Origin of the sequence: Hymenobacter ruricola (genome assembly GCF_015694525.1) — a bacterium.
GTDB classification, from domain to species: domain Bacteria; phylum Bacteroidota; class Bacteroidia; order Cytophagales; family Hymenobacteraceae; genus Hymenobacter; species Hymenobacter ruricola.
On record NZ_JADQDM010000001.1, the window covers coordinates 790984 to 811373 of the forward strand.

The 20390-nt window shown below is 66.1% G+C and carries 19 protein-coding genes; 8 read left to right on the top strand and 11 right to left on the bottom strand.

Annotated elements, in window-relative coordinates:
- Positions 1-39: 39 nt before the first annotated feature.
- The 3 genes from I2H31_RS03495 to I2H31_RS03505 all read right to left on the bottom strand — a co-directional run bounded on the left by I2H31_RS03495 (position 40) and on the right by I2H31_RS03505 (position 2691).
- Complete coding sequence (locus I2H31_RS03495; RefSeq protein WP_196291598.1) at positions 40-1185, bottom strand: TlpA disulfide reductase family protein; 1146 nt, start codon at positions 1183-1185, stop codon at positions 40-42.
- Positions 1186-1308: 123 nt separating this feature from the next.
- Entirely contained in the window at positions 1309-1899 is a 591-nt protein-coding gene (locus tag I2H31_RS03500; protein WP_196291599.1) for a nitroreductase family protein, read from the bottom strand.
- 75 nt (positions 1900-1974) lie between these two features.
- A complete protein-coding gene (locus tag I2H31_RS03505; RefSeq protein ID WP_196291600.1) occupies positions 1975-2691 on the bottom strand; it encodes a DUF421 domain-containing protein in 717 nt (238 codons plus the stop codon).
- Positions 2692-2880: 189 nt separating this feature from the next.
- On the opposite strand from I2H31_RS03505, the gene I2H31_RS03510 reads away from it, so the two are divergent.
- The 4 genes from I2H31_RS03510 to I2H31_RS03525 all read left to right on the top strand — a co-directional run bounded on the left by I2H31_RS03510 (position 2881) and on the right by I2H31_RS03525 (position 6279).
- Positions 2881-4101, top strand: coding sequence for a helix-turn-helix domain-containing protein (locus I2H31_RS03510; RefSeq protein WP_196291601.1), 1221 nt, complete (start codon positions 2881-2883; stop codon positions 4099-4101).
- A 309-nt stretch (positions 4102-4410) separates the two neighbouring features.
- Positions 4411-4944 (top strand): hypothetical protein, encoded by a 534-nt coding sequence (locus I2H31_RS03515; RefSeq protein ID WP_196291602.1) that lies wholly within the window; start codon positions 4411-4413, stop codon positions 4942-4944.
- Positions 4945-4973: 29 nt separating this feature from the next.
- Positions 4974-5528: a YceI family protein gene (locus I2H31_RS03520; RefSeq protein WP_196291603.1), complete on the top strand. Its 555-nt coding sequence runs from the start codon at positions 4974-4976 to the stop codon at positions 5526-5528.
- 82 nt (positions 5529-5610) lie between these two features.
- Positions 5611-6279, top strand: a complete 669-nt coding sequence (locus tag I2H31_RS03525; protein ID WP_196291604.1) for a phosphatase PAP2 family protein — start codon at positions 5611-5613, stop codon at positions 6277-6279.
- Here the strand turns inward: I2H31_RS03525 and I2H31_RS03530 are convergent.
- The 7 genes from I2H31_RS03530 to I2H31_RS03560 all read right to left on the bottom strand — a co-directional run bounded on the left by I2H31_RS03530 (position 6269) and on the right by I2H31_RS03560 (position 15581).
- Positions 6269-6811 (bottom strand): GNAT family N-acetyltransferase, encoded by a 543-nt coding sequence (locus tag I2H31_RS03530; protein ID WP_196291605.1) that lies wholly within the window; start codon positions 6809-6811, stop codon positions 6269-6271. The two genes, I2H31_RS03525 and I2H31_RS03530, sit on opposite strands and share 11 nt — an antisense overlap.
- 25 nt (positions 6812-6836) lie before the next feature.
- Positions 6837-8336 (bottom strand): TlpA family protein disulfide reductase, encoded by a 1500-nt coding sequence (locus I2H31_RS03535; RefSeq protein ID WP_196291606.1) that lies wholly within the window; start codon positions 8334-8336, stop codon positions 6837-6839.
- 21 nt (positions 8337-8357) lie between these two features.
- Positions 8358-11378 carry a TIM-barrel domain-containing protein gene (locus I2H31_RS03540; RefSeq protein WP_394368949.1) on the bottom strand — a complete coding sequence of 1007 codons (3021 nt, stop codon included), beginning with the start codon at positions 11376-11378 and terminating at the stop codon, positions 8358-8360.
- 87 nt (positions 11379-11465) lie between these two features.
- On the bottom strand, positions 11466-12899 hold the full coding sequence (locus tag I2H31_RS03545) for a T9SS type A sorting domain-containing protein (protein WP_196291608.1): 1434 nt from the start codon (positions 12897-12899) through the stop codon (positions 11466-11468).
- A 10-nt stretch (positions 12900-12909) separates the two neighbouring features.
- Positions 12910-13350 (bottom strand): T9SS type A sorting domain-containing protein, encoded by a 441-nt coding sequence (locus I2H31_RS25000; protein WP_196291609.1) that lies wholly within the window; start codon positions 13348-13350, stop codon positions 12910-12912.
- On the bottom strand, positions 13281-15041 hold the full coding sequence (locus tag I2H31_RS03555) for a hypothetical protein (RefSeq protein ID WP_196291610.1): 1761 nt from the start codon (positions 15039-15041) through the stop codon (positions 13281-13283). The genes I2H31_RS25000 and I2H31_RS03555 overlap by 70 nt, the downstream gene beginning before the upstream one ends.
- Before the next feature lie 96 nt (positions 15042-15137).
- Positions 15138-15581, bottom strand: coding sequence for a hypothetical protein (locus I2H31_RS03560; protein ID WP_196291611.1), 444 nt, complete (start codon positions 15579-15581; stop codon positions 15138-15140).
- A 252-nt stretch (positions 15582-15833) separates the two neighbouring features.
- Between I2H31_RS03560 and I2H31_RS03565 the strand changes: the two genes are divergently transcribed.
- From I2H31_RS03565 to I2H31_RS03580, 4 genes are all read left to right on the top strand, one after another.
- Complete coding sequence (locus I2H31_RS03565; protein ID WP_196291612.1) at positions 15834-16907, top strand: NYN domain-containing protein; 1074 nt, start codon at positions 15834-15836, stop codon at positions 16905-16907.
- A 134-nt stretch (positions 16908-17041) separates the two neighbouring features.
- Entirely contained in the window at positions 17042-17392 is a 351-nt protein-coding gene (locus I2H31_RS03570; RefSeq protein ID WP_196291613.1) for a hypothetical protein, read from the top strand.
- A 148-nt stretch (positions 17393-17540) separates the two neighbouring features.
- Positions 17541-17882 carry a hypothetical protein gene (locus I2H31_RS03575; RefSeq protein ID WP_196291614.1) on the top strand — a complete coding sequence of 114 codons (342 nt, stop codon included), beginning with the start codon at positions 17541-17543 and terminating at the stop codon, positions 17880-17882.
- A 205-nt stretch (positions 17883-18087) separates the two neighbouring features.
- Positions 18088-18459: a hypothetical protein gene (locus I2H31_RS03580; protein WP_196291615.1), complete on the top strand. Its 372-nt coding sequence runs from the start codon at positions 18088-18090 to the stop codon at positions 18457-18459.
- A gap of 160 nt (positions 18460-18619) precedes the next feature.
- Here the strand turns inward: I2H31_RS03580 and ggt are convergent, their stop codons facing one another.
- Positions 18620-20371, bottom strand: coding sequence for a gamma-glutamyltransferase (gene ggt / locus I2H31_RS03585; protein ID WP_196291616.1), 1752 nt, complete (start codon positions 20369-20371; stop codon positions 18620-18622).
- Positions 20372-20390 lie beyond the last annotated feature (19 nt).

A 20390-nucleotide genomic window follows, 5' to 3' on the forward strand; every position in this document is an offset into this window, starting at 1 on the left:
GCCCTGATTTGCGGCGTAAATATGCGTTGCTAAAAAGCGCTAGTTCACCTTGTTCAGCAGCTTGCCGAGGGTGCTTTGCAGCTCCTCGCCGCGCAGGTTGGTGGCCACGATTTTGCCCTGCGGGTCGAGCAGAAAGTTTTGCGGAATGGCCTGCACGCCGTATTCCTGCGCGGCGGCGTTGTTCCAATATTTCAGGTCCGAGACGTGCGTCCAGGTCAGGTTGTCTTTCTGGATGGCTTTCACCCAGGCGTCGTGGGCGCCTTCGCGGTCCAAGGACACGCCCAGCACGGTGAATCCCTTGTCTTTGTAGGTGTTGAAGGCCTGCACCACGTTGGGGTTTTCCTGGCGGCAGGGGCCGCACCAGCTCGCCCAGAAGTCAATCAGCACGTATTTGCCGCGCAGGCTGCTCAGCTTCACGGGCACATTGTCGGGGGTGTTCTGGGTGAAATCGGGGGCCATCGAGCCGATGGCCACCTTCTGCAGGCGCCTAATCTGTTCATCGATGCGCTGGCCCCGCGGCGTGTTGCGCAGGTTAGCGCTCAGGCCCTGGTAGAGTGCCGCATACGACGTCACTTCGGGCACCGACCCGCCCACGTCCTGTAGCACAAACAAGCTATAGCGGGTGTCGGGGTGGGCCTTCACGTAGGCGGTCCGAATGGCTTTCTGCTCGGCCTCGATGGGGTCGAGCTTGGCTTCGAGCTGCTTGATGTATGCCGGGTCTTTGCGGGTGGCCTCGGGCTGGGCGCGGTATTCTTTGACGAAGGCCTCGTAGCGGTCGTCCAAGGATTTCAGCGCGGCCCCTAGTTTGGTTTTCTCGTCGTTGAGCGGCGTGCCGCGCACCACGGCTTTGGTGGCCGAATCGGGCATGCTGATGGCAATGGTGCCCTGCTCCACGAAGAAAAAGTCCTTGGTCGCGTCCTTCGAGTTGGCCAGCGAGGTACCGTTGTGGCTAAGGACCAGCGTGGCACGGCCCGGCTCAGACACCGCGCCTTTGAACTCGAAACGGCCATTCTTCACGGCCGCCGAGTCGACCAGCCATTTTTGCGCCTGCACGTAGCGCAGGTAGGCTTTGGTGACGTTGGCTTTGGCGCCCACGGTGCCTTTCACCACAAAGTTTTCAGTGGGGGCCTGCGCCTGGGTCAGGGCGGGCAGCAGCGCCAGCGCGCCGCAAACAAGTTTTTTCATAAGACGCAGAAGATGAGTTAGCAACAAGATGCCGGAAAGCCGGTGGTAGTTGCACGGCCGCAAGCCACCGAACACACCCGATTTCGGGTTCTAAAGATAGCGGCGCGGGCGCTGCCACGGCCACTACTCACGCACCCAGCGCGTTTTGTCCTGCACCGGCCCGCGCTGGCCCGGCGCGGAGGGCACCTCCACGTAGCCCAGCTGGAAAAAGCCCAGCAGCCGGTCGTCGGCTCCGAGGCCGAAAAAGGCCTTGGCTTCGGGCGTGTAGGTGATGCCGCCGCTGCTCCAGTAGCCGCCCAGGCCGTAGGCGTGGGCCGTGAGGTGCAGGTTTTGGACGGCGCAGGCCACGGCTTCGATTTCCTCAATTTCGGGCAGGTGCGGTTCGGTGCGCTTCATGGCAATGGCGATGACGTGCGAGCAGCGCGGCGGGTTCTGGCGCAGGCTGGCGTGCTTGGCGGCTTTGAAGGCCGGGCCGGCGGTTTGCTGGTACAAATCGGCCTGAAACTCGGCCAGCCGAACCAGGCCCGCGCCCGTGAACACGGTGAAGCGCCAGGGCTCGGTTTGCTTGTGGCTGGGGGCCCAGTTGGCGTTTTCGAGCAGCTGCCAGATGAGGTCGTCGGGGATGACGCGGCCGGGCACAAACTGCGGGATGAACGTGCTGCGCCGCGTGCGCATGAGCGCGTTGACTTGTTCGGTATCGAAAGAAATGGGCATGAATCGAATAAAAAACGGTCGGGAATGCACCCGGCAGACGAATTCAGGACCGTTTTATTTGATTGGGCGCCGCCCTTAGGCCACGCGCCGGGCCGTGCTGGTGGGCAGCCACTCGGTGCAGCGGCACACCGCGCAGGCGTGGCAGGGCGCGGGCGTCAGCTTGGCCACCTGGCCGCATTCAATGCAGGCGTAGTCGCCGGCTTCGGCAATGACGGTGAGCGGCTCGGCCAGCAGCTCGGGCGTGATGGGCAGGCCGGGGCGCACTTCCTCATCGGGGTAGAAGTAGGCGCTAACCTGGCCCGTGGCTTCGATGTAGGCCAGCCGCACCTGACCCAGGTGCTCCACCTGCAGCTGCCGCAGCTCCCCGAATAACTCCTTGTGCGTCAGGTTCTGGTTGCGCAGGGCGCGGTCCACGATGGCGCCGTCGGCGATGAGCCGGACGGGCTTGCCTTCGAGCCAGTCGCTGAAGCGCGGGTAGTGTTCGGTGAGGCGGTTGAAGGCGAGGTACATCAGCATCACCACCCCAAACACCACCGCAATGTGCGAGAGGGCGACGTCGTGGTAAAACATGGCGTCGCCTGCCGCCGAGCCCAGGGCCAGGATGATGCTCAGCTCGAACAGCGACAGCTGCCGCACCCCGCGCCGCCCGGTGATGCGCAGGGCGGCCAGCGTGAGCAGGTAGGTGACCACGCAGCGAAAGGCGACTTCAAACAGAAAAGCCGGCGGCGCGTCGGCCGACCACAGCAGCCGCTGCCAGTCGAAGGGCGTGATGGTTTCGGCAAGCAGGGGCATGGGCGGGAGCAGCGGATAGTAGTACAGGTATTTACTTGGTTTTGATTGATTGGTTGCCGAGCTTATGGGCAACGGGCCGGGGTGGGGGCGGCGGTTGGGCTTGCAACTGGCCGTGCGGGCCGGCCAGCGGGAAGTATTCAGTAGGGCAGCGGGAAGCATCTTTGCGGCCGCCGGTTGGCACTGAGCCCTATGCAAGTCACGATTTCCTTTATGACGGTGGCGCTGTTTGCCGTCATCGCGCAAGCCTTGTTTGCGGCCGGGCTGCTGGCCGCCTCGGTCTTCAACCGGGTGTCGAACCGCTTTCTGGCCCTGCTGATGGTGGCCATTGCGCTGTGGGTACTCGACGGGTTTTTCCGCGTTTCGGGGCTGTACGGGCAGAATGCCGGGCTGTATTTCTCGCCCATCTACTACTCGCTGGGGTTTGGGCCGCTGCTGTATTTCTACGTGCGCAGCCTCGTGAACCACGGGTTTCGGTGGCGGGCCGGGTACTGGTGGCATTTCGGGCCGGTGCTGGGGCAGGCGGCGCTGTACTGGTGGCTGCGTTTCCAGCCCTACGCGGTGCGCAACGATTTCTGGCAGCACGTGCACCGGCCCGTCACCTACCGGCTGGAGTTCATCGGCACCTGGGTGTCGCTGATGGCGTACTTGTTTCTCAGCCTGCGCCTGTTGCGGCAGTACGGCCGCTGGCTGGAAGACAATTTTTCGGAGGTGTCGCGCCTGCGGCTGCGGTGGCTGCGCTGGCTGCTGGTGCTGCTGGCCCTGGTGAGCGGGCAGTGGCTGGTGGAGCTGGTGCTGCGCGAGTTTTTCGACCTGTACTACCGCTACGACTATTCCACCGAGCTGCTGGGCGTGGTGGTGTTCGTCATCGGCATCGTGGGCCTGCGGCAGGCCGACATGCGGGCCGTGCGTTTCGCCCCCGACGAGGAGCCGGCCGCTGAGTTGGCAGCCGCGCCAGCCCCTGGGTCGCTTCCCGAAGCAGCCGAAATTGCCGCCGCAGAAGTTGCCGCCACGGAAGAAACCCCGCCGCCCCCGCCCGCCCCGAACCCCGAAGCAGCCGCCCAAACTGCGCCGCCGGCTCCCGACCCGCTCATCATGGAGCGCATCCGCCGGGCGCTGGTTGACGACCGGCTGTACCAAAACCCCACCCTGACGCTGGCCGAGCTTTCGGCCCACACCGGCCTGCCGCCGCGCCTCATTTCCTTCACCGTGAACGCCGGCTTCGGCCGCTCCTTCAACGACCTGGTGAACGGCTACCGCGTGGCCGAAGTGCAGCGCCGCCTCGCCGCGCCCGACGCCCGGCGCCTCACCCTGCTGGGCATCGCCTTCGAAAGCGGCTTCAACTCGAAGACGACGTTCAACCGGATTTTCAAGCAAGTGACCGGCGTGGCCCCGCGGGATTATCAGGGCTGAGGTCGGGCAGGGCGGCCTGCCTGTCATTGCGAGGCCGCAGGCCGTGGCAATCCGTCCTGCCCGGCGTGACAAGCCTTGAGTTGTGACAATGCCTTTATGCCCTCTCCAGCAAGCCACGCTCTGAGCAGAGATGGGGCTTGCTGGTGGGAGTAGGTGTCTGATTTTGAAAGGAATGATTGCCACGGCCTGCGGCTTCGCAATGACAAAGAGGCCCCACATCCGGTAGTGGCACGTCCCACATCCGGTTTTGGGGCGAGGAGCGGTGGGGTAGGGGGCCACCTTTGGGTCGTACTTCAAACGCCCCCAACCATGACCCGTTTCCTGCTGCTGACCCTCGGCGCGCTGGCCCTGTGCCCGGCCCTGAGCCAGGCCCAAACCACCCCCGCCCCGGCCTGGACCGACCGCACCCGCGCCCTGCCCGACGAGCTGCGCCGCCTGCCCGTGGGCCTCACCCTCTGGCACTCGCCCAACCCCATTTACCCCGAGCCCAACCCAGCCGTGCCCGGCGGCTACGTCTGGAAACACAGCACCAGCGTGCGCGCCGAAGCCGCCGACCTCGAAATCGTGAGCTGCGGCAGCTACATCTGGTACAGCGCCGCCGGCTGGCAAGCCAACCTGCACGAAACGCCCGCCGAATTCGCCGAGCTGTTCAACTGCCCCGGCGGCAAGCTCCGGCAGGGCGTCACCTACACGTTCGCCAAAAACTACCGCTACGCCGCCAGCGCCAAAAGCCTGTATGGCGGCGACGCCCTCTGGTTCATCATCGCCCGCGACGCGCAAGGCCGCCTCTACAAAGGCTACGGCCTGATTGAAACCGAAGCGGAGCCGCAAACCCGCAACTAATTTCTTCCCACTTTTTATTGCCTCATTCCATGAAAACTGCCCTGCTTTTCCTCGTTTCGCTCCTGACTTTGGTCGCCGCCCGGCCCGCCGCCACTACCTACCGCCTCGACCCCGCCGCCAGCACCCTCACCTGGACCGGCCACGCCGAAGCAGGCACCTGGGCGCCGCAGGGCACCGTCCGGCTGCGCGAAGGCAGCCTTACGGCCGAGGGCTCCACCGTGCGCGCCGCCCGCGTGGTTGTCGACATGGCCACCATCGCCCACGAGCAGGCCCAACTGGCCGAGCACCTGCGCGGCGCCGACTTTTTTGACGCCGCCACCTATCCCACCGCCACGTTCCAGCTCACCGAATTCAAAGCGGGGCGGGCTTACGGCACGCTCACCATCAAAGGCGTAACCAAGCCGGTCGACATGCCGGTGGCCGTGGAGCCGGTGGCGGGCGGCCTGCGCCTGCGCGGCACCGCCACCCTCGACCGCACCCGGTTCGGCATCAACTACAACTCCGCGTCCTTCTTCCAAAACCTGGGCAGCTACGCCATTCGCAACGACTTCCAGGTGGCGTTCGACATGGTGGCGCGGCCGTAGCGCCGGGCCCTGCGGTAACGCCGCGCGCTGCCATACGTAGGCACTACGCCGCCCGGCGCCATTTTTTAGTTTCGCTTTTGCCATGCCCCTTGCTTCGTACTGGATGAGACTGGGCCAGTTTGTGCGAGGGCATAAGGCCTTAATTGTGTGGGGATGCGCGCTGCCCTGGCTGGTGTTTGGCGGGCTGGCCCTGAAGGTGCTCACCACCGGCCGGCTCTGGTTCGACGAGCCGCTGTTGTTGTTGTTGCACCAGCAGGCCACCCCGCTGCTCGACAAGCTGGCCATCGTGCTCACCATCATCGGCAATACCTGGCCCATGGTGGGCACGGGGCTGGCGCTGGCCGGCGGGCTCTGGTGGCGCGGCCGGCGCTTCGACGCGGGGGTATTTGCCCTGGCCGTGGGCGGCTCGATGCTGCTGACGCAAGTAATCAAGGCTCTGGTGGCGCGGGCCCGGCCGGAGCTGTGGCCCAGCATCCGGCCCGAAACCACGCTCAGCTTCCCCAGCGGGCACGCCATGGACACGGCGGCATTGGCCACGGCTGTGGGCCTGCTGCTGTGGCGGCAGCGGGCGCCCTGGCCGGCCCGGGCGGTGGCGCCGCTGTTTGCGCTGGGCGTGGGCTGGGCGCGCATGTACCTGGGCGTGCATTACCCGTCCGATGTGCTGGCGGGCTGGGCCAGCGCGGTGGGCTGGGTGGTAGGAGTGTACGCGCTGGCGCGGCCGCAGCGGCCCGGCGAAATTCCTACCCGTTGAGTGAGGCGGGGTTGTTGGCCTCGAACCACACGCAGCGCACGCCGTCTTCCACGAATTCATTGCCTTCGCGCAAACCGATTTTGGTCAGAATCCGACGCGAGCCCACGTTTTCCACGTCGGCGTACGCGCAGATTTGGGGCAAATTCATGGTTTGAAACCCGTAGTCGAGCCAGGCCTGGGCCGCTTCGTACCCGTAGCCCTGCCGCCAGAACGGCGGCCGAAACCGGTAGCCGAGGTCGTAGAAATCTTGCCGGCCGTTGAGGGGGCCCGCCACCCGCTTCAGCCCCGCCCAGCCCATAAACTCGCCGGTTTCGCGCAGCAGCACGGCCCAGCGCCCGATGCCGTTGGCCACGTACTGCGCCCGAATGAAGCGTATCATGTCCAGGCTTTCGGCCGGCTCCGTCAGCAGCCGCCCGCCGATGCCGCCGAGGTAGCGGTGCACGGCCGGGTCGGAATCCAGCGCAAACATGCCGGCGGTGTCGGCCTCGGTGAGCGGGCGCAGGTGCAGGCGGGCGGTGTCGAAGGGCAGCATGGGCGGAGGGTGAAATGAACAAAGTTTACGGCTTACGGCCCAGCGACCCCGCCGCGGCCCGCAGAGCGGTTTCGAGCGTGGTGGCCGCCGCCGGGTCGCTGGGCCGCGGGGCGTTGCCGTCGAGGATGCGGCCATCGGGGCCCAGCAGCCAGTATTGGGGCACGCCCCGCTCTTCCCAGAGCCGGCGCAGGGCGGGGTCGGCCATCTGGCCCAGGGCCTGCACCTGGTTGGGCGCGTCGGTGAGGTGGTCGGCGGCCACGGCCCGGCGCCAGGCCGCCGCGCTGGCATCGATGGAAAGGCTGACGAACACCAGCTGCCCGGCCTGCGCCGCAAACCGGGCCTGCAAGGCCCGCAGCGCCGGGGCTTCGGCCCGGCAGGGCTGGCACCAGCTGGCCCACAAATCCAGGTACACGAGCTGGCCCTGGAAGTCGGCCAGGCGCACGGGCTGGCCCGCCAGGTTGGTCAGGGTAAAGTTGGGTACTGGCTGCCCGGCGCGGGTAAAGGCCAGCTGCGCCTGCCGCCGGGCCAGCGCCGCGCGCAGCTCCTGGTCGGGGCCAAGGGTTTGAAAATGGGCCAGCAGGGGCGCCAGGTCGCTTTCGTAGCCGGCCTGCAGCAGGTCGTCCAGCGTTTGGGCCAGCAGGTAGGTGCGGGTGGGGCCGGCCGGCAGCACCCGCCGCACCGTGTCGTAGGCCCACGGAAACTGCCGGGGCACGAAGGCGGAAAACGACAGGCGCTGCCGCCGCTCGCGCAGCAGGTAGCGCACGTAGCCCACGGCAAACCCCCGGTAGGCCCCGTGCGCCAGCAGCGAGTCCTGCGGCCAGGGCAGCTCCGCCAGAAAAGAATAATACGACTCGGGCAGCTTTCGCACCACCGGGCCCTGGCCCCAAGCGCGGTATTCGTAGTCCATATGGAGCCCCAGCAGGGCCTGGCCCCAGGCGTAGCGAATGGCCGCTGCTTCCTGCCGCCGAAACGTCGGCGGCAGCGGATGGGCGCGGTCCGCTTCGGCCAGCACGGCTTCGGCCCGCTGCCGGTACCGGTCGGCCCTGGCGCGCATTCGGGCCGGGCTCTTTGGCTCGGGCCGGCCTTCGGGAGCGTCGTAAAAATTCTCGACGCGGGCCCGCTGCTGGGCGGTGCGGTAGTAGTTGGCCGCTGCCCCGCGCCCCGCAAAGCGCAGGCTGCGCTGGGGCCGCTTCGCGTCAATTTCCAGCGTAAGCGTGTCGCCGGGCGCAAGCCACAGGGGAATGACGCGGCGGGCCCGCGCCGGCCGGCCCAGGCCCCACTGCGCGGCCAGCGGCCGGCGCAGGCTGTCGAGTTCAACCGTGAATCGGCCCGCCGCGTTCAGCCGGGCCGTGGCCATCACCGGCGTGGGGTCGAGCAGGCTGCGCGGCCGGGCCAGAAACACCACCGAGTCCTTGGGGTGCAACACGCGGCCCCGCAGTATGGCGGGAGCCGTGGGCTGGGCCGCAGCCCCGCCGCTGGCCATCGCCAGCAGCAGAATGATTATTTGTTGTATGAGCGAGGGCATAAGCACTGGCATGGCGGGCCGCTACGGCGTCACAATCAGCCGCTGGTGCTGCCCCTCCACTTCCGCGGTGTACACGCCGGGGGCGGCATTGCGGGCGTCCCAGCGCAGGGTGTGCGGGCCGGGCTCGTTCGACAAAATTTCGGTAAAAACCAGCTGCCCCCGGCTATTAACAATCCTCAGGGCCGCCGCGACGCGCACGGTGCTGGTTTCCAGCTTGGGGTTGTGGCGGTCGGGCCGAATGTCGACGGTGGGCGTGGTGGGCGGGTGGCGGGTGTAGTGCAGCGTGGTGCCGCCGGGCCCGAAGCTGCGGGCGTCCGGGGCTTCCAGCGTCAGGGCATCGGGCCCGGCATCGGGCGCGGTTTCGGTGAGGATTTTCAGGCCGCTCAGGCGCACGGACACGCCCGCGTTCATCAGAAAATGCACCTCCAGCTCGTGCGTCGCGGGATTATAGGAATAGCCTTCGGCAGGCACGGGCTTTTCATCGAAGAAAATAGCGGTGGGCGGCGCAGCCACCCGCTGCACCAGCAGCCGCAGGTAGCGAAACACCGGCTGGCCCGGGTACTCGCCGTTGCTGCTCAGGATGATGTCGGTCTGGGCGGGCGTGCAGAAGCCGCGGGCCGTGAGGGTTTCGTACTGCCGCCGGGCCAGCGCCTGGGCCGAGTGCCCGTCGTCGTCATACATCGTGAACTCCGACTCCGACGCGCTCGGGTCGGGGTAGTAGCGCAGCAGCAGCGTATCGGGACGGTAGAGCGCCGTGCTGGGGCGGTAGGCCGTCATCGGCAGGAAGGCCCCGGCGCGCACCAGCAGCGGCGCGTGCGCCAGGGGCGCGGGCACGCCCACCGTGCGGTCGCCGGCATAAGTGTGGTTGGTGTAGAAGTCAATCCAGTTGCCGGCGGGCAGCCGCACGTTGCGCCGCCGCTGGCTGGGGTGTAGCACGGGCGCCACCAGCAGGTTGGGGCCGAGTAAGTACTGAGAATTCTGGTCGTCCGTCGCCGCGGGTGGGGGGCCAGTCCGGGGGCTGGGTTCGGGGTATTCCGTGCTGAAATCCAGGGGCCGCACCAGCGGCGCGCCCTTGGTCGCGTTCTGCCAGGCCAGCGTGTAGAGGTAGGGCAGCAGCTGGTAGCGCAGCCGCACGGCGTTGCGCACGCTGCTCTTGTAGGGGTCGGGATAATAGTAGGGCTCGGGGGGCACGCCTTCGCCGTGGGGCCGCAGAATGGGGCAGAGGCTGGCCATCTGCAGCCAGCGGGTGTACAGCTCCGGGTCGATGCCGCCCACGCAGAAGCCGCCGGCGTCGGAATGCATGTAGCCCACGCCGCCCTGGCCCATGCCCAGCATCACCGGAACCTGGGCCTGGTAGCCGCTCCAGGAGCGGTTGATGTCGCCCGACCACGGGAAAACGGCGTTGCGCTGCATGCCCGCCCAGCCCGCGCGCGCCAGGTTGAACACCCGCTCCTCCGGGAAATCCCGGGCGTAGCCTTCGGTGAGAATGCTGGCCCAGCGTTGCCCGTAGGCGTTGTGCACGGCCCGGGCCGAACCGGCCACGTGCTGCATGTCAGCGGGGTGGTTTTCGGGCTCGCCGAGGTCGCTCCACCAGCCGGCGGCGCCCTCCTGGTGCAGTTTTTTATAGTAGCCCCACAGCCAGTCGCGGGTCTGGGGCTTGAACACGTCGAGGATGCTGGCCGGCCCGGCCCAGAACGAGCCCACCGTGAACGGCCGGCCCGCCGCCGTGGTGCCCACCAGCCCCAACGTGCGCACGGTGGAGTCGTTGCGCGAGGTGCGCATCACGTAAGGCTCCGAAATCAGGACGGTCTTCACGCCCTGCTGGTTGAGGCGATTCATCATCCCGGCCGGGTCGGGGAATTTACTGCGGTCCCAGGCGAAATCGCCTTGCCGGGTGGTGCCGCCAAACCAGTACAAATCCAGCACCAGCGCATCGAGCGGGAAGCCCTCGCGGCGCATGCGGGCAGCCACTTGCTGCATCTCCACATCGGTCTTGTAGCCAAAGCGGCTCTGAATCAGGCCCAGGGCCCAGCGCGGCGGCAGCGGCTGCCGCCCGGTGAGGGCCGTGTAGCGCTCCAGGATTTCGGCCTGGTTGCGGCCCGTTATCACGAAGTAGGAGAGGGCGGTGAGGTTTTCGCCGCCGTATTCCAGCAGGTTTTTATCGGCCTTGCCCAAATCGAGGTAGCCCGGCGCGTGGTTATCAAAAAACAGCATGTAGCCCCGGCTGCTGAGCACCGTGGGCAGCGTGATGTTGAGATTGGGCTCGTTGTTCTGCGAGCCGTAGTGGGCCTGGTTGTACAGCTCTAGCCGGTAGCCGCGCCGGTCCAGCGGCAGCGCGCGGGAGCCGGTGCCGTAGAGCCGTTCGCCCGGCGCGAGGCGGAAGCGTACGGCCACGCCGCTAGGTTCAGGTGCGATGGTCGGGCTAGGCGTAGAGGCTGCGCGGCGAAAGGCAGCACCCTTTTCACCTACTAACGGTTCCACGCCATTCATAATGCTGATACCCAGGTCGTCTTTATCAACAACCACGACTTGCTGGTGTAGCGGCGAGATAAAATCACCGGCGATAGGCCACATCAAAGTAGCTTTTGTCTGCCGAATATCGCCACTGGCTAATTGCTTTTTCCAATGCTTGACAGCCGCTTCCGGTGCTTCCCAATCTGGCCCGTGGTAGCCTGATGAATTAGGCGGAAACCATTGGGATACAGGCTTTTCAATTACACTCAGCGATGAATCGGTGTCGGGTTTTGCACCCGAAGCAAAATAGCTGATTTTTACTACCCCCATTCTCCAGGGGCGTACCTGCCGGATGCTACCGTCAGTAGCCGCAATAGTCAAAACGTGTGTGCGAATGTCGTATTTGTGCGACCGATACCGCCCGCCCGGCACCGCCCGCGCCGGCACCACGCGCCGCCCAAACGGGTCCGAGGCCGGTGGGCCATCGGCCGCGCGCTGGGCCTGAGCGGCGGGTGCCAGCAGCCCGGCCAGCGCGCCGGCTTGCAACAACGTAATACAGCAGGAAACCAGGCGGCGAGAAACCTTCATCAAAAGCAAATGGGCGGCGAAGCGGAAGGCGGCAAGTTACCGCTTCGCGCTTCGCCGCCCAACAGCGGTGGCCAGTCCACGGCCGGTTTAGGGCCGGAGCAGGCGCAGGGCCTGGCGGGGGCCGCCGTCGGCGGGGGCCAGGGTGAGCAGGTAGAGGCCGGCGGGCAGGCTCGGGGGCAGGGCCAGGCGCTGCGTGGGAGCGCCGCTGCCGGGCCAGCGGGCCAGCTCGCGGCCCAGCGCGTCGCGCAAGGTGAGGGTGCCGCGCAGCGCCTGCCCGGCCGCGAGCTGCACCACGCCGTCGGCGCCCACCGGGTTGGGGTAGGCGGTCAGGGCGTTGGCCGGGGCCAGCCCGGGGCGGGCGGCCGTGACGGCGCTGCGGCGCAGCTCGCCCCAGAAGATGTCCTCGCCGCCGATGGGGCCCTGGCTGCCCGAGCCGGCGAAGACGTAGTTGCCCGAGCCGGGGGCCACGGCCAGCCCACACAAGGTTTCGTTGCCGGGGCGGATGAGCACCGTGTCGCGCAGGGGCAGACCGGCGGGCGAAATCTTGGCAAAGCCCAGGTCCTGCCCGCCGGAGGTGGTGTTGATGCCGCCGCCCACCACGAAGTTGCCGTCCGGCGTGGCCCGAATGAAGTCCGGCCCGAACAGGTAGCCCCGCGCCGTGAGGGTCCGATTCCACACCACGTTCAGGTTGGCGTCGAACCGGGCCACGCCCTCCCCGGTTGCTACAATATACTCGTTACCATCGTAGATGAAATCGCCAAATGCCGGGCCATTAGGCAATATAGGCAACTCTATTCCCCGGACGCCGGCGGCATCGAAACGCACAAAGTTGCCGGTGTAAGGCGGCGTGGAATTATATGCTCCGACCCAATACCCGCCGTTGTTGGCCGGAAGCAACAAGCCTAACTGTCCCAAATCGGACGGTGAATAGGCCACGATGACCTGTTGCAGGCGCTGCCCCGAGGGGGATATGCGCACGAGTTGCGGGGCGCCCTCCAGGTTGGCCGCCAGCACGAAATCACCTGCCGGGGTCAACTGCGGCCGGGAGTAGTAATCTTGAAACGGGCTCTGGGCGCGGCGGGTCCAGAGCGTGTCGCCCTGCGGGCTGAACAAGGCCAGGAACGCATCGTCCTGCGTGGTGCCCGAGGACGTGAAGCTGCTGCCCACCAGCAGCACCCGGCCCGCCGCGTCCTCCAACGCGTGCTGAACGTAGAATCCACGCGCTCCCCGCAGGCCGTAGTGCCGGGTCCAGAGCGTGTCGCCCACGGCGTTGAGGCGCAGCAGGTAGAGTTCGCCGGGCCGGTTGGGGGTCGCGCCAAAATATTGCGAGCCGCCCAGCAGGTAGCCCCCGGCGCGCAGGCTGGCCATGGCCCCCATCGTTTCCTGGCCCGTGGCCGTGCCGTAGGCTTTTTGCCGCAGCAGCTGCGCGTGGGCCGCCGGCGCGCCGGCCAGCAGGCCCAGCAGCACGGCCAGCCACAGTATCCCGGCCCGCAATGGCCGGCTGTTTAGGTTATGTCTCATGGTCGGGTGCTTAGCGAACTTCGACGTGTTTGATGACCCGGCTGGTGCCAGCCGCTGCCTGCACCTCCAACAGGTAGGAGCCGGCGGGCAGGCCCTCCAGCGTAATGCCAGCCTGCAGAGCCTCGCCGCTGGCCTGGGCCGTGCGCACTACTTGCCCAAAGGCGTTGAGTACGCGGTAGCGGTAGCTGCCGGCGCCCGTGGCCTCGGGCGCGGCAAAGTGCATGGCGGTGCTGGGGTTAGGAAACACTAGCACCGGCGGGACGGTGGCTCGCAGGCCCGTGATGACGGTGCCCGCGTCCCGGATTTCCAACTGCCCGCCGGGCAGCAGCTTTAGCTGGTTGTTGCTTTGCAAGGCGTCGGCTTCGGCTTGGGTTTTCACGCTCAGCAGCGACTGGTCGTCCACTTCGATGTAGGCGTTGTCGGTGACGCGCAGAAACGCGTCGTCGTCCACGTATACGGTGCGGTGCTGCGGTCGTGTATCAGCAGCGTGGCGTCTTTCAGCAGCACCTCGGCCCCAGTGTTGATGGTCAACCGGGTCGGGTTGATAAAATCGGCCTTGGTGCCGGTGGAGCCGATGGGGGTGGTGCGGTTGGGGGTGCCGCTTTGGTTAATGGTGAGCACCACGTTGGGCTGCACCACCGCCGCGTAGGCGCTGTTGGGCACGGGGTGCAGGGCCACGTTGCCGGTCCAGCGGGTGTTTTGGGCCACGGCCACGTCATCGAAGCGCACGCGCACGGTGATGTCGCCGCCGCTGATGCCCACGATTTCGACCGACAGCCCGCTCAGGTGGATGGGAGAAAGCTGCTGCGTATTCGGGTCGAACACTTGGCTGGGAAAGATGGTCGGGTTGCGGTCCAGGCCCAGCTTCTGGCCCACTTGGTTGTAAGTCATGAAGGTGCCCAGCAGCCCGTCCAGGTTGGCGTGGTCGAAGCTCATGAAGACAAAGCCCTCATTGTGGTCGTGCGGCTGGCCACTACTGGAATTGGTGAATTCGGCGTGGTCGATGACCCGGTCGCCGTTTCGGTCGTCAATGGGACTGTTTTGCCCGCTCATCGGGCCGGTCGGGTTGGCGCGCCGACGAACGAAATCATGCACCACGTTGCCCCAAAAGTGGTTGTTGAAGGTCGAGGTCTGGCCGTTGTGGTCGGCGTCTATCAGGCCGCCCGAAGGTAGAATGCGCAGGCCCCCGGCCTCAATGCTGCCGCCCGGCGGGTTGGGCGCGCTTTGCAGCACGTGCAGGTCTTCCACGTAGGCCACCAGCCCGCGCGGCGGCGCGGGGAAGGGCTGCGGCGGGCTTTGCCCGTCGAGCACCCAGGCGGCGTTGTCCCACACGCTGGTGCCTTGGTGGTTTTCCAGCCACAGGTACTGGGCGGTGCCGTCGGCGGCCCGGGAGTTGGGCAGCCGGATGCGCACCACGTCGCCCGTCGAAATAAAGTCGCGCAGGGTGTAGAGCCCGCCCGGCGATAGGGTGTTGGCACTAAACACGTCGGCGGGCACGCCGCTGGCTTGCAGCGTAATCCGGTTCAGGTACCAGCGTTCCCAGCCGTTGGCGCAGTTCAGCATCGGGCCGCCTATCATGCCGTAACCCACGCTGCCGTACAGGTGCTTGCCCACCACGTTGTTGGCCCCGTACACGTGGGGCGCACTGTACAGGGTATGCGCCAGCTCGTGCGTGAAAATGGCTTTGTCCATGCCCCGGACGCCAATGCACTGCGTAAAGCCGTTGTATTGCGAGGGGAAAACCTGCCCGGTGGTCAGGGCCGGCGAAATTCCCGTCGATAATATGCCAAACCCTACCGTGGCGAACCCGCCGCCGCTGCCATCAGCAAATTCCAACCCGAAGGTATTATGGGGGTTGTGGTTGCCGTCGTAGCGCCAGATGATGATGGTGTAGTCTACCTGATGGTCCGGGGCCGACGCGCTGTTGTCGTAGGCGTAGTTGGGGTTGTTGGTCCGCGAGTCAATGCCCTGGCTCATCACCGACTGCAACTCCGGCTGGTAGTCGTTGCGAATGCGCTCAAATACCATTTGGTTGTAATGCAACCAGCCGGCCTGGTTGTCGGCATCCGTGGCCGTTACGTTCACCCGCGTCGGGAAATTGACGGCCAGCAGCTGCAGCGGGTTCGCGTTGTGCTGCGACATCTGGTAGTAGAAGTTCGACAGCGTCTGGTCGGTAGCCGTGTTGCTGAACTGGTTCGGGCTGGTGTAGAAAGTCGTCGTCGCGTTGGTCGGTAGCGACTACCCCCAGTTGGGATTGGTGCCGCTGCCGCCTCGTTGGGGCCAGGGGTTCTGCGGGTCATTATTGTTGTTGGGAATAAGATTCGGACTATTGGGGGTGGGCTGGACATTATCGTTCGTAAAACCCGCGTAAATAACCAGCACTTTCAACGTGCCCTTGGGCGAGAAGCTCATGCCGTTGTAGGACACCGGTCTGGGCGTCGTTGGGCCCGGACCCGGGCCGCCCGGAATCAGCGAGGCCGCCGTGCCGGTCTCAGGCGCCCGGGAAGGCGCCCGCAGGGGCGCCGGCACGCCGCCGGGAAAGCAGTTGAAAGAATTGAAATAGCCGGGGTGAATGGTGCTGATGCCCTCCTGCTGCGCGTGCCCGCGAAGGGTGAACAACAACAGCACCAGCGTGCTCATCAGCCTCGTGGCCGGTTGCATGAAACGGTAGAAACTTTTCATGCTTTCTGAAAATGGGAAAAATGGATGGAAAGAAATTTGCAGGAAGCCGCCGCGCAGACTCACAACGCTTTGGCACCATTGCAATGGCCAAGGTGCACACAATTATTCTGCTATGCAACTATTCTTTTTGTGCCTGTCTCAGCAGTGCCCCACTGCCCCAAAAGCGACTTATGTGGTTGAAAAAGCGGCGCCTTCGCGCAAGGTTACGGCCGAGGTTATGCGTCCCAAAGCGGGATATAGTACCTTCGCCTTATGTCGCCCAAGTCCCTTGCTTCGCCGTACGCTGCAGTTTTTATCGATTTTGAGAACGTTTATTACTTTCTCAAGAACCACTTCCACGACCCGCCCGACCTCAACGACTACGTCCTTGACATCGTGCGGAGCCTGCGCGAACAACTGGCCGCCAAGGGCCTCGACTCGCTCATCAGCTACGCCTACGCCGACTTCGAGCGCCTGGCCACCGCCCCGCAGGGCGCCCTCTACCTCATGGGCGTGAGCACCCGCAACGTGCTGGGCACCGACCACAAAAACGCCGCCGACATGCAGCTCTGCATCGACGCGCTGGAGGTGATGTACACCCGGCCCGACATCGGTACCTTCGTGCTCGTGGCCGGCGACCGCGACTACATTCCTGTGCTGCAGCACCTGCGCCGGCAGGCCCGGCAGGTGCTGGTGGCTGGCTTCCGCGAGTCCGTGTCCGGCGACTTGCTCCAAAACATTGGCTCCGCTCAGTTCATCGACGCCCGTGACCTGCTGGGCCCCGAGCGCATCGAGCAGCTCGAAAAGCGCCGCGCCGACCGCCTGCGCATGCAGGAAGAAAGCCGCCGCCTGCGCGAGCAGGGCCTGGTGGGCGTGCCCACGGCCGCCGCCTTGGCCGCCCGCGCCACCGCCGAGGCCCCCGGCGCCCCCAAGGGCCCGCAGGTAGGCTCCATTCCGTCGGCCAGCGCGCCGCGGCCCATCATGCCCGTGGTGGGGCGCCCGGTGGCCGCGCGCCCGGCCGAGGAGGTACCCGACTTTGCCCCCGCCCGCCGCCTGGCCAGCGAGGTGGAGCGCCGCACGCTGGCCTTCATTCTGGGCGAGTTTCAGAAGCTGGAAGCCAAGCAGCAGCGCCGCGTGCCCGAGCTGTGGCTGGGCCCGTTCATGCGCCTGCTCACCGACGAGCTGCCCGAGCTGCCCGACTACGAGCGCCGCGACCTGCTCAACAAGCTGCGCGACGCCGGCACCATCCGCATCGAGAAGCGCGAGGGCGAGCCGCACCCCTTCTCCGTCATCGTGGTCAATTACAACCACCCCGACGTGCAGGCCCTGCACCCCGGCGAGGAATAGAAGCGCCGCGAAAACGGCCCGCCCCGGCGGCGTGCTGTTGAGGAAAGACAAAATGTTGTGGCAGCGGGCTTCAACAAGCCCGGGCGTTGCGGGTTGGTAAGGCATTCTTTCACGTCACCAACCTTTCCACGCCCATGAACACCCCTTCCTCCCAAGGCAGCCTCGGTAACAGCCAGCTCGACCTCACGCTCGGCGCGCTGCGCGGCGGCCTGCCCAACGCCGCCGACATCGCCGGCGAAAACATTGCGGGCTGGATTAAAACCCTGCAAGGCAACGCCCAACTGGCCCCCATCGCCACCGAGCTGCAACGCCTGCACGACCTGCTGCGCAGCGGCACGGCCGATGCTGCTACGCTGGCCCGGAGCCTCGCCACCCTCGGCGAGCACACCACCAAAGCCGCGGCCTCGGCCACACCCGATGCCCAGGACAAGCTGCGCGAACTGGGCGAAGTGCTTAGCACCGCCGCGGGCCAGCTGGGCGGTTAAGAAGTCAGGCTTAGACTTACACAAAAGGCTGCTGGCACTGAGCCGGCAGCCTTTTTTATTCAGGGCAAACTGATGCTCATAGCATTGGGCTAACCTTTCACGCTGGCTCTGAGTAAACCCAAGCATCCTTCCATCCACACGTTTACTTATGTCCAGATTCAATCCTGCCTCCGCGAATCAGTCGCTCGACGACGCCATCAACGCCGTGAAAGGCGGCTTGGGCAACGCGCCCGCTACCAGCCAGCTCGATAGCTGGCTTCGCCTGCTCGACGGCGAGGGAACCGGTGCCCAGGGCGCCATCCTCACGGAGCTCAGCAACCTCAAAAACTACGTTCACCAGGGCGACCCGGCCAACATCAGCCACTCGCTGCACAGCGTGGGCCTGCTCACGGCCAAAGCCGCCGAAACGGTTTCCGACGAGGAAATCGCCAGCAAGCTGCGGCGGCTGAGCGAGGCGCTGGTGGCCGCCAGCACCGCCCTGCCGGCTTGATGGAGGAATTCAGCACGTCATGCCGAGCGCCAGCGAAGCATCTTTACCGTTTGAGTAAATATAATTACTAGTGGCGGTAAAGATGCTTCGCCGCGCTCGGCATGACGTTTTGGTTTGCCCCACTGTGTACCTTTGCGGTCCCAGGCCTGGGTTTCGCGGCGTGCGGGGCCGGCTGGGTTCCAGTTTTCATTTTCCTCTTCTTCCCATGAGCTTTATTTCCGAAGTAGAATCCGGCATCAAATCCCTGTTTACCGCCACCGGCAACGGCTTCCAGATGGACCCCAGCGCCGGCTACAGCCACATTGACAACTGGATTCAGCACTTGCGCAACATCAACCAGCCCGTGCTGAACCCCATCGTGGCCGAGCTGGAAACCCTGCGCCGCCACATCGAAGGCAACAACCCCGCCGGCATGGCCCAGGCCTTCCAAAACCTCGGCGAACTCACCGCCCAATCGGCCCTGACCACCCACAACTTCAGCGGCGAAGGCGACAAAGCCCGCGAGCTCAGCCAGAAGCTCATCGCCGCCGCCGGCAACCTGCGCCACCTGGCTAAAGCCCCGGCGGTGCAAGGCTAAGCCGCACAAGAGCCGAAAAGCTCAGGAACACGGAACGTCATGTCGAGCTTGTCGAGACATCTCGCTCGCGTGCAGCAGTAATTGAATACTCTGGCACGCGAGATGTCTCGACAAGCTCGACATGACGTTCTTTTTATGTCGTCTCTGTTCAACTGTCAGGCTAATACCCCGCCGCCGTGTCGTCGCCGCGCGGGTCGGCGCCGCCTTCCAGGGTGCCGTCGGGCAGCACGTGGATGATGTCGAGGCGGCCCCAGGGCAACTCGGGCTGGGGGTGGTAGCCGCGGGCGCGCAGGGTGTCCTGGGCGGCGGGCAGCAGGGCGCCGGCTTCCACGAAGAGCATGTCGGGCAGCCACTGGTGGTGCAGGCGCGGGGCCGTGACGACTTGCTGGGCGTTGAAGCCATAATCGACAATTCCGAGAATGGACTGCAACACGCTGGTGATGATGGTGCTGCCGCCGGGCGTGCCCGTCACGAGGGCCACGCGGCCGTTGCGGGTGAGGATGGTGGGCGTCATGCTGCTGAGCATGCGCTTGCCGGGGGCAATGGCGTTGGCCGCGCCGCCGGTGAGGCCGTAGGAGTTGGGCGAACCGGCTTTGGCCGAGAAGTCGTCCATTTCATTATTGAGCAAAAAGCCGGCGCCGGGCACCACCACTTTGCTGCCGTAGGCGCCGTTGAGGGTGGTGGTGCAGCTCACGGCGTTGCCGAGGGCGTCGATGATGCTGAAGTGGGTGGTTTGGTCGCTTTCGTAGCCGGGCAGGTTGGCGCCGGCCGTCACGTCGGCGCTGGCCGAGGCCCGGCCGCGCGAGCGCATGGAGCCGGCCCGCTGCTTGTTGTAGTCCACGTCGAGCAGCTTGTGGGTGGGCACGAGGCCAAAGTCCGGGTCGCCGAGGTAGGTGGCGCGGTCGGCGTAGGCGCGGCGCTCGGCTTCGGTGATGTAGTGCACGGCCAGGGGCGTGTGGTAGCCGGTCTGGGCCAGGTCCACGGGCTCCAGCATTTGCAGCATTTGCAGCAGGGCCACGCCGCCGGAGCTGGGCGGCGCCATCGTGATGACGTCGTAGTCGCGGTAGCGGCCGCGCAGGGGCTCGCGCCACTTGGCCCGGTAGGCGTCGAGGTCGGCCTGGCTGATGAGGCCCCCGCTGCGCTTCATCTCGGCCAGCAGCAGGCGGGCGGTTTCGCCCTTGTAGAAGCCGGCGCGGCCCTGGTCGCGAATGCGGGTGAGGGTGCGGGCCAGCTCGGGCAGGCGCAGGGTGTCGCCGGGCTGCCACTCGCCGCCGCCGGGGCGCAGGTAGGCCGGCGCGCCGTGGGTGTTGTATTTGGCAAAATCGGCCTTGGCGTGGTTGAGGCCGGCGGCTTCTTTGGTGGTGAGGGCGAAGCCTTTGGTGGCCAGGGCCACGGCCGGTTGCAGCAGCGCGGGCCACGAGAGCTTGCCCAGCTGCCGGTGCAGCGTGACCATGCCGGCTACGGTGCCGGGCGTGCCCACGGCCAGCGCGCCGGCCGTGCTCAGGGCCGTCACGGGCTCGCCTTTTTCATTCAGGTACATGTCGCGCGAGGCGCCGCTGGGGGCCGTTTCGCGGAAGTCGAGCGAGCCGGCCGAGCCGTTGCGGTCGCGGTAGAGCAGGAAGCCCCCGCCGCCGATGTTGCCGGCCGCGGGCAGCACCACGGCCAGGGCAAACTGCACGGCCACGGCCGCGTCGTAGGCATTGCCGCCGCGCTGCAGAATCTGGGTGCCGATTTTAGAAGCTTCGGGGTGGGCCGACACCACCATGGCGTAGCGGGCCAGCTTGGGGGCCGCGGCCTTGGGCGGCGGCGTGCCCAGCGAGCCCTCGAAGGCGCGCGAAGTAGACGTAACGGGCCGCTCGGCCGAACAGGCCATGAGCAGCGCCAGCGAAATAGTGAGTAGACGTTTCAACATTAAGCAAAATAACAGCAAT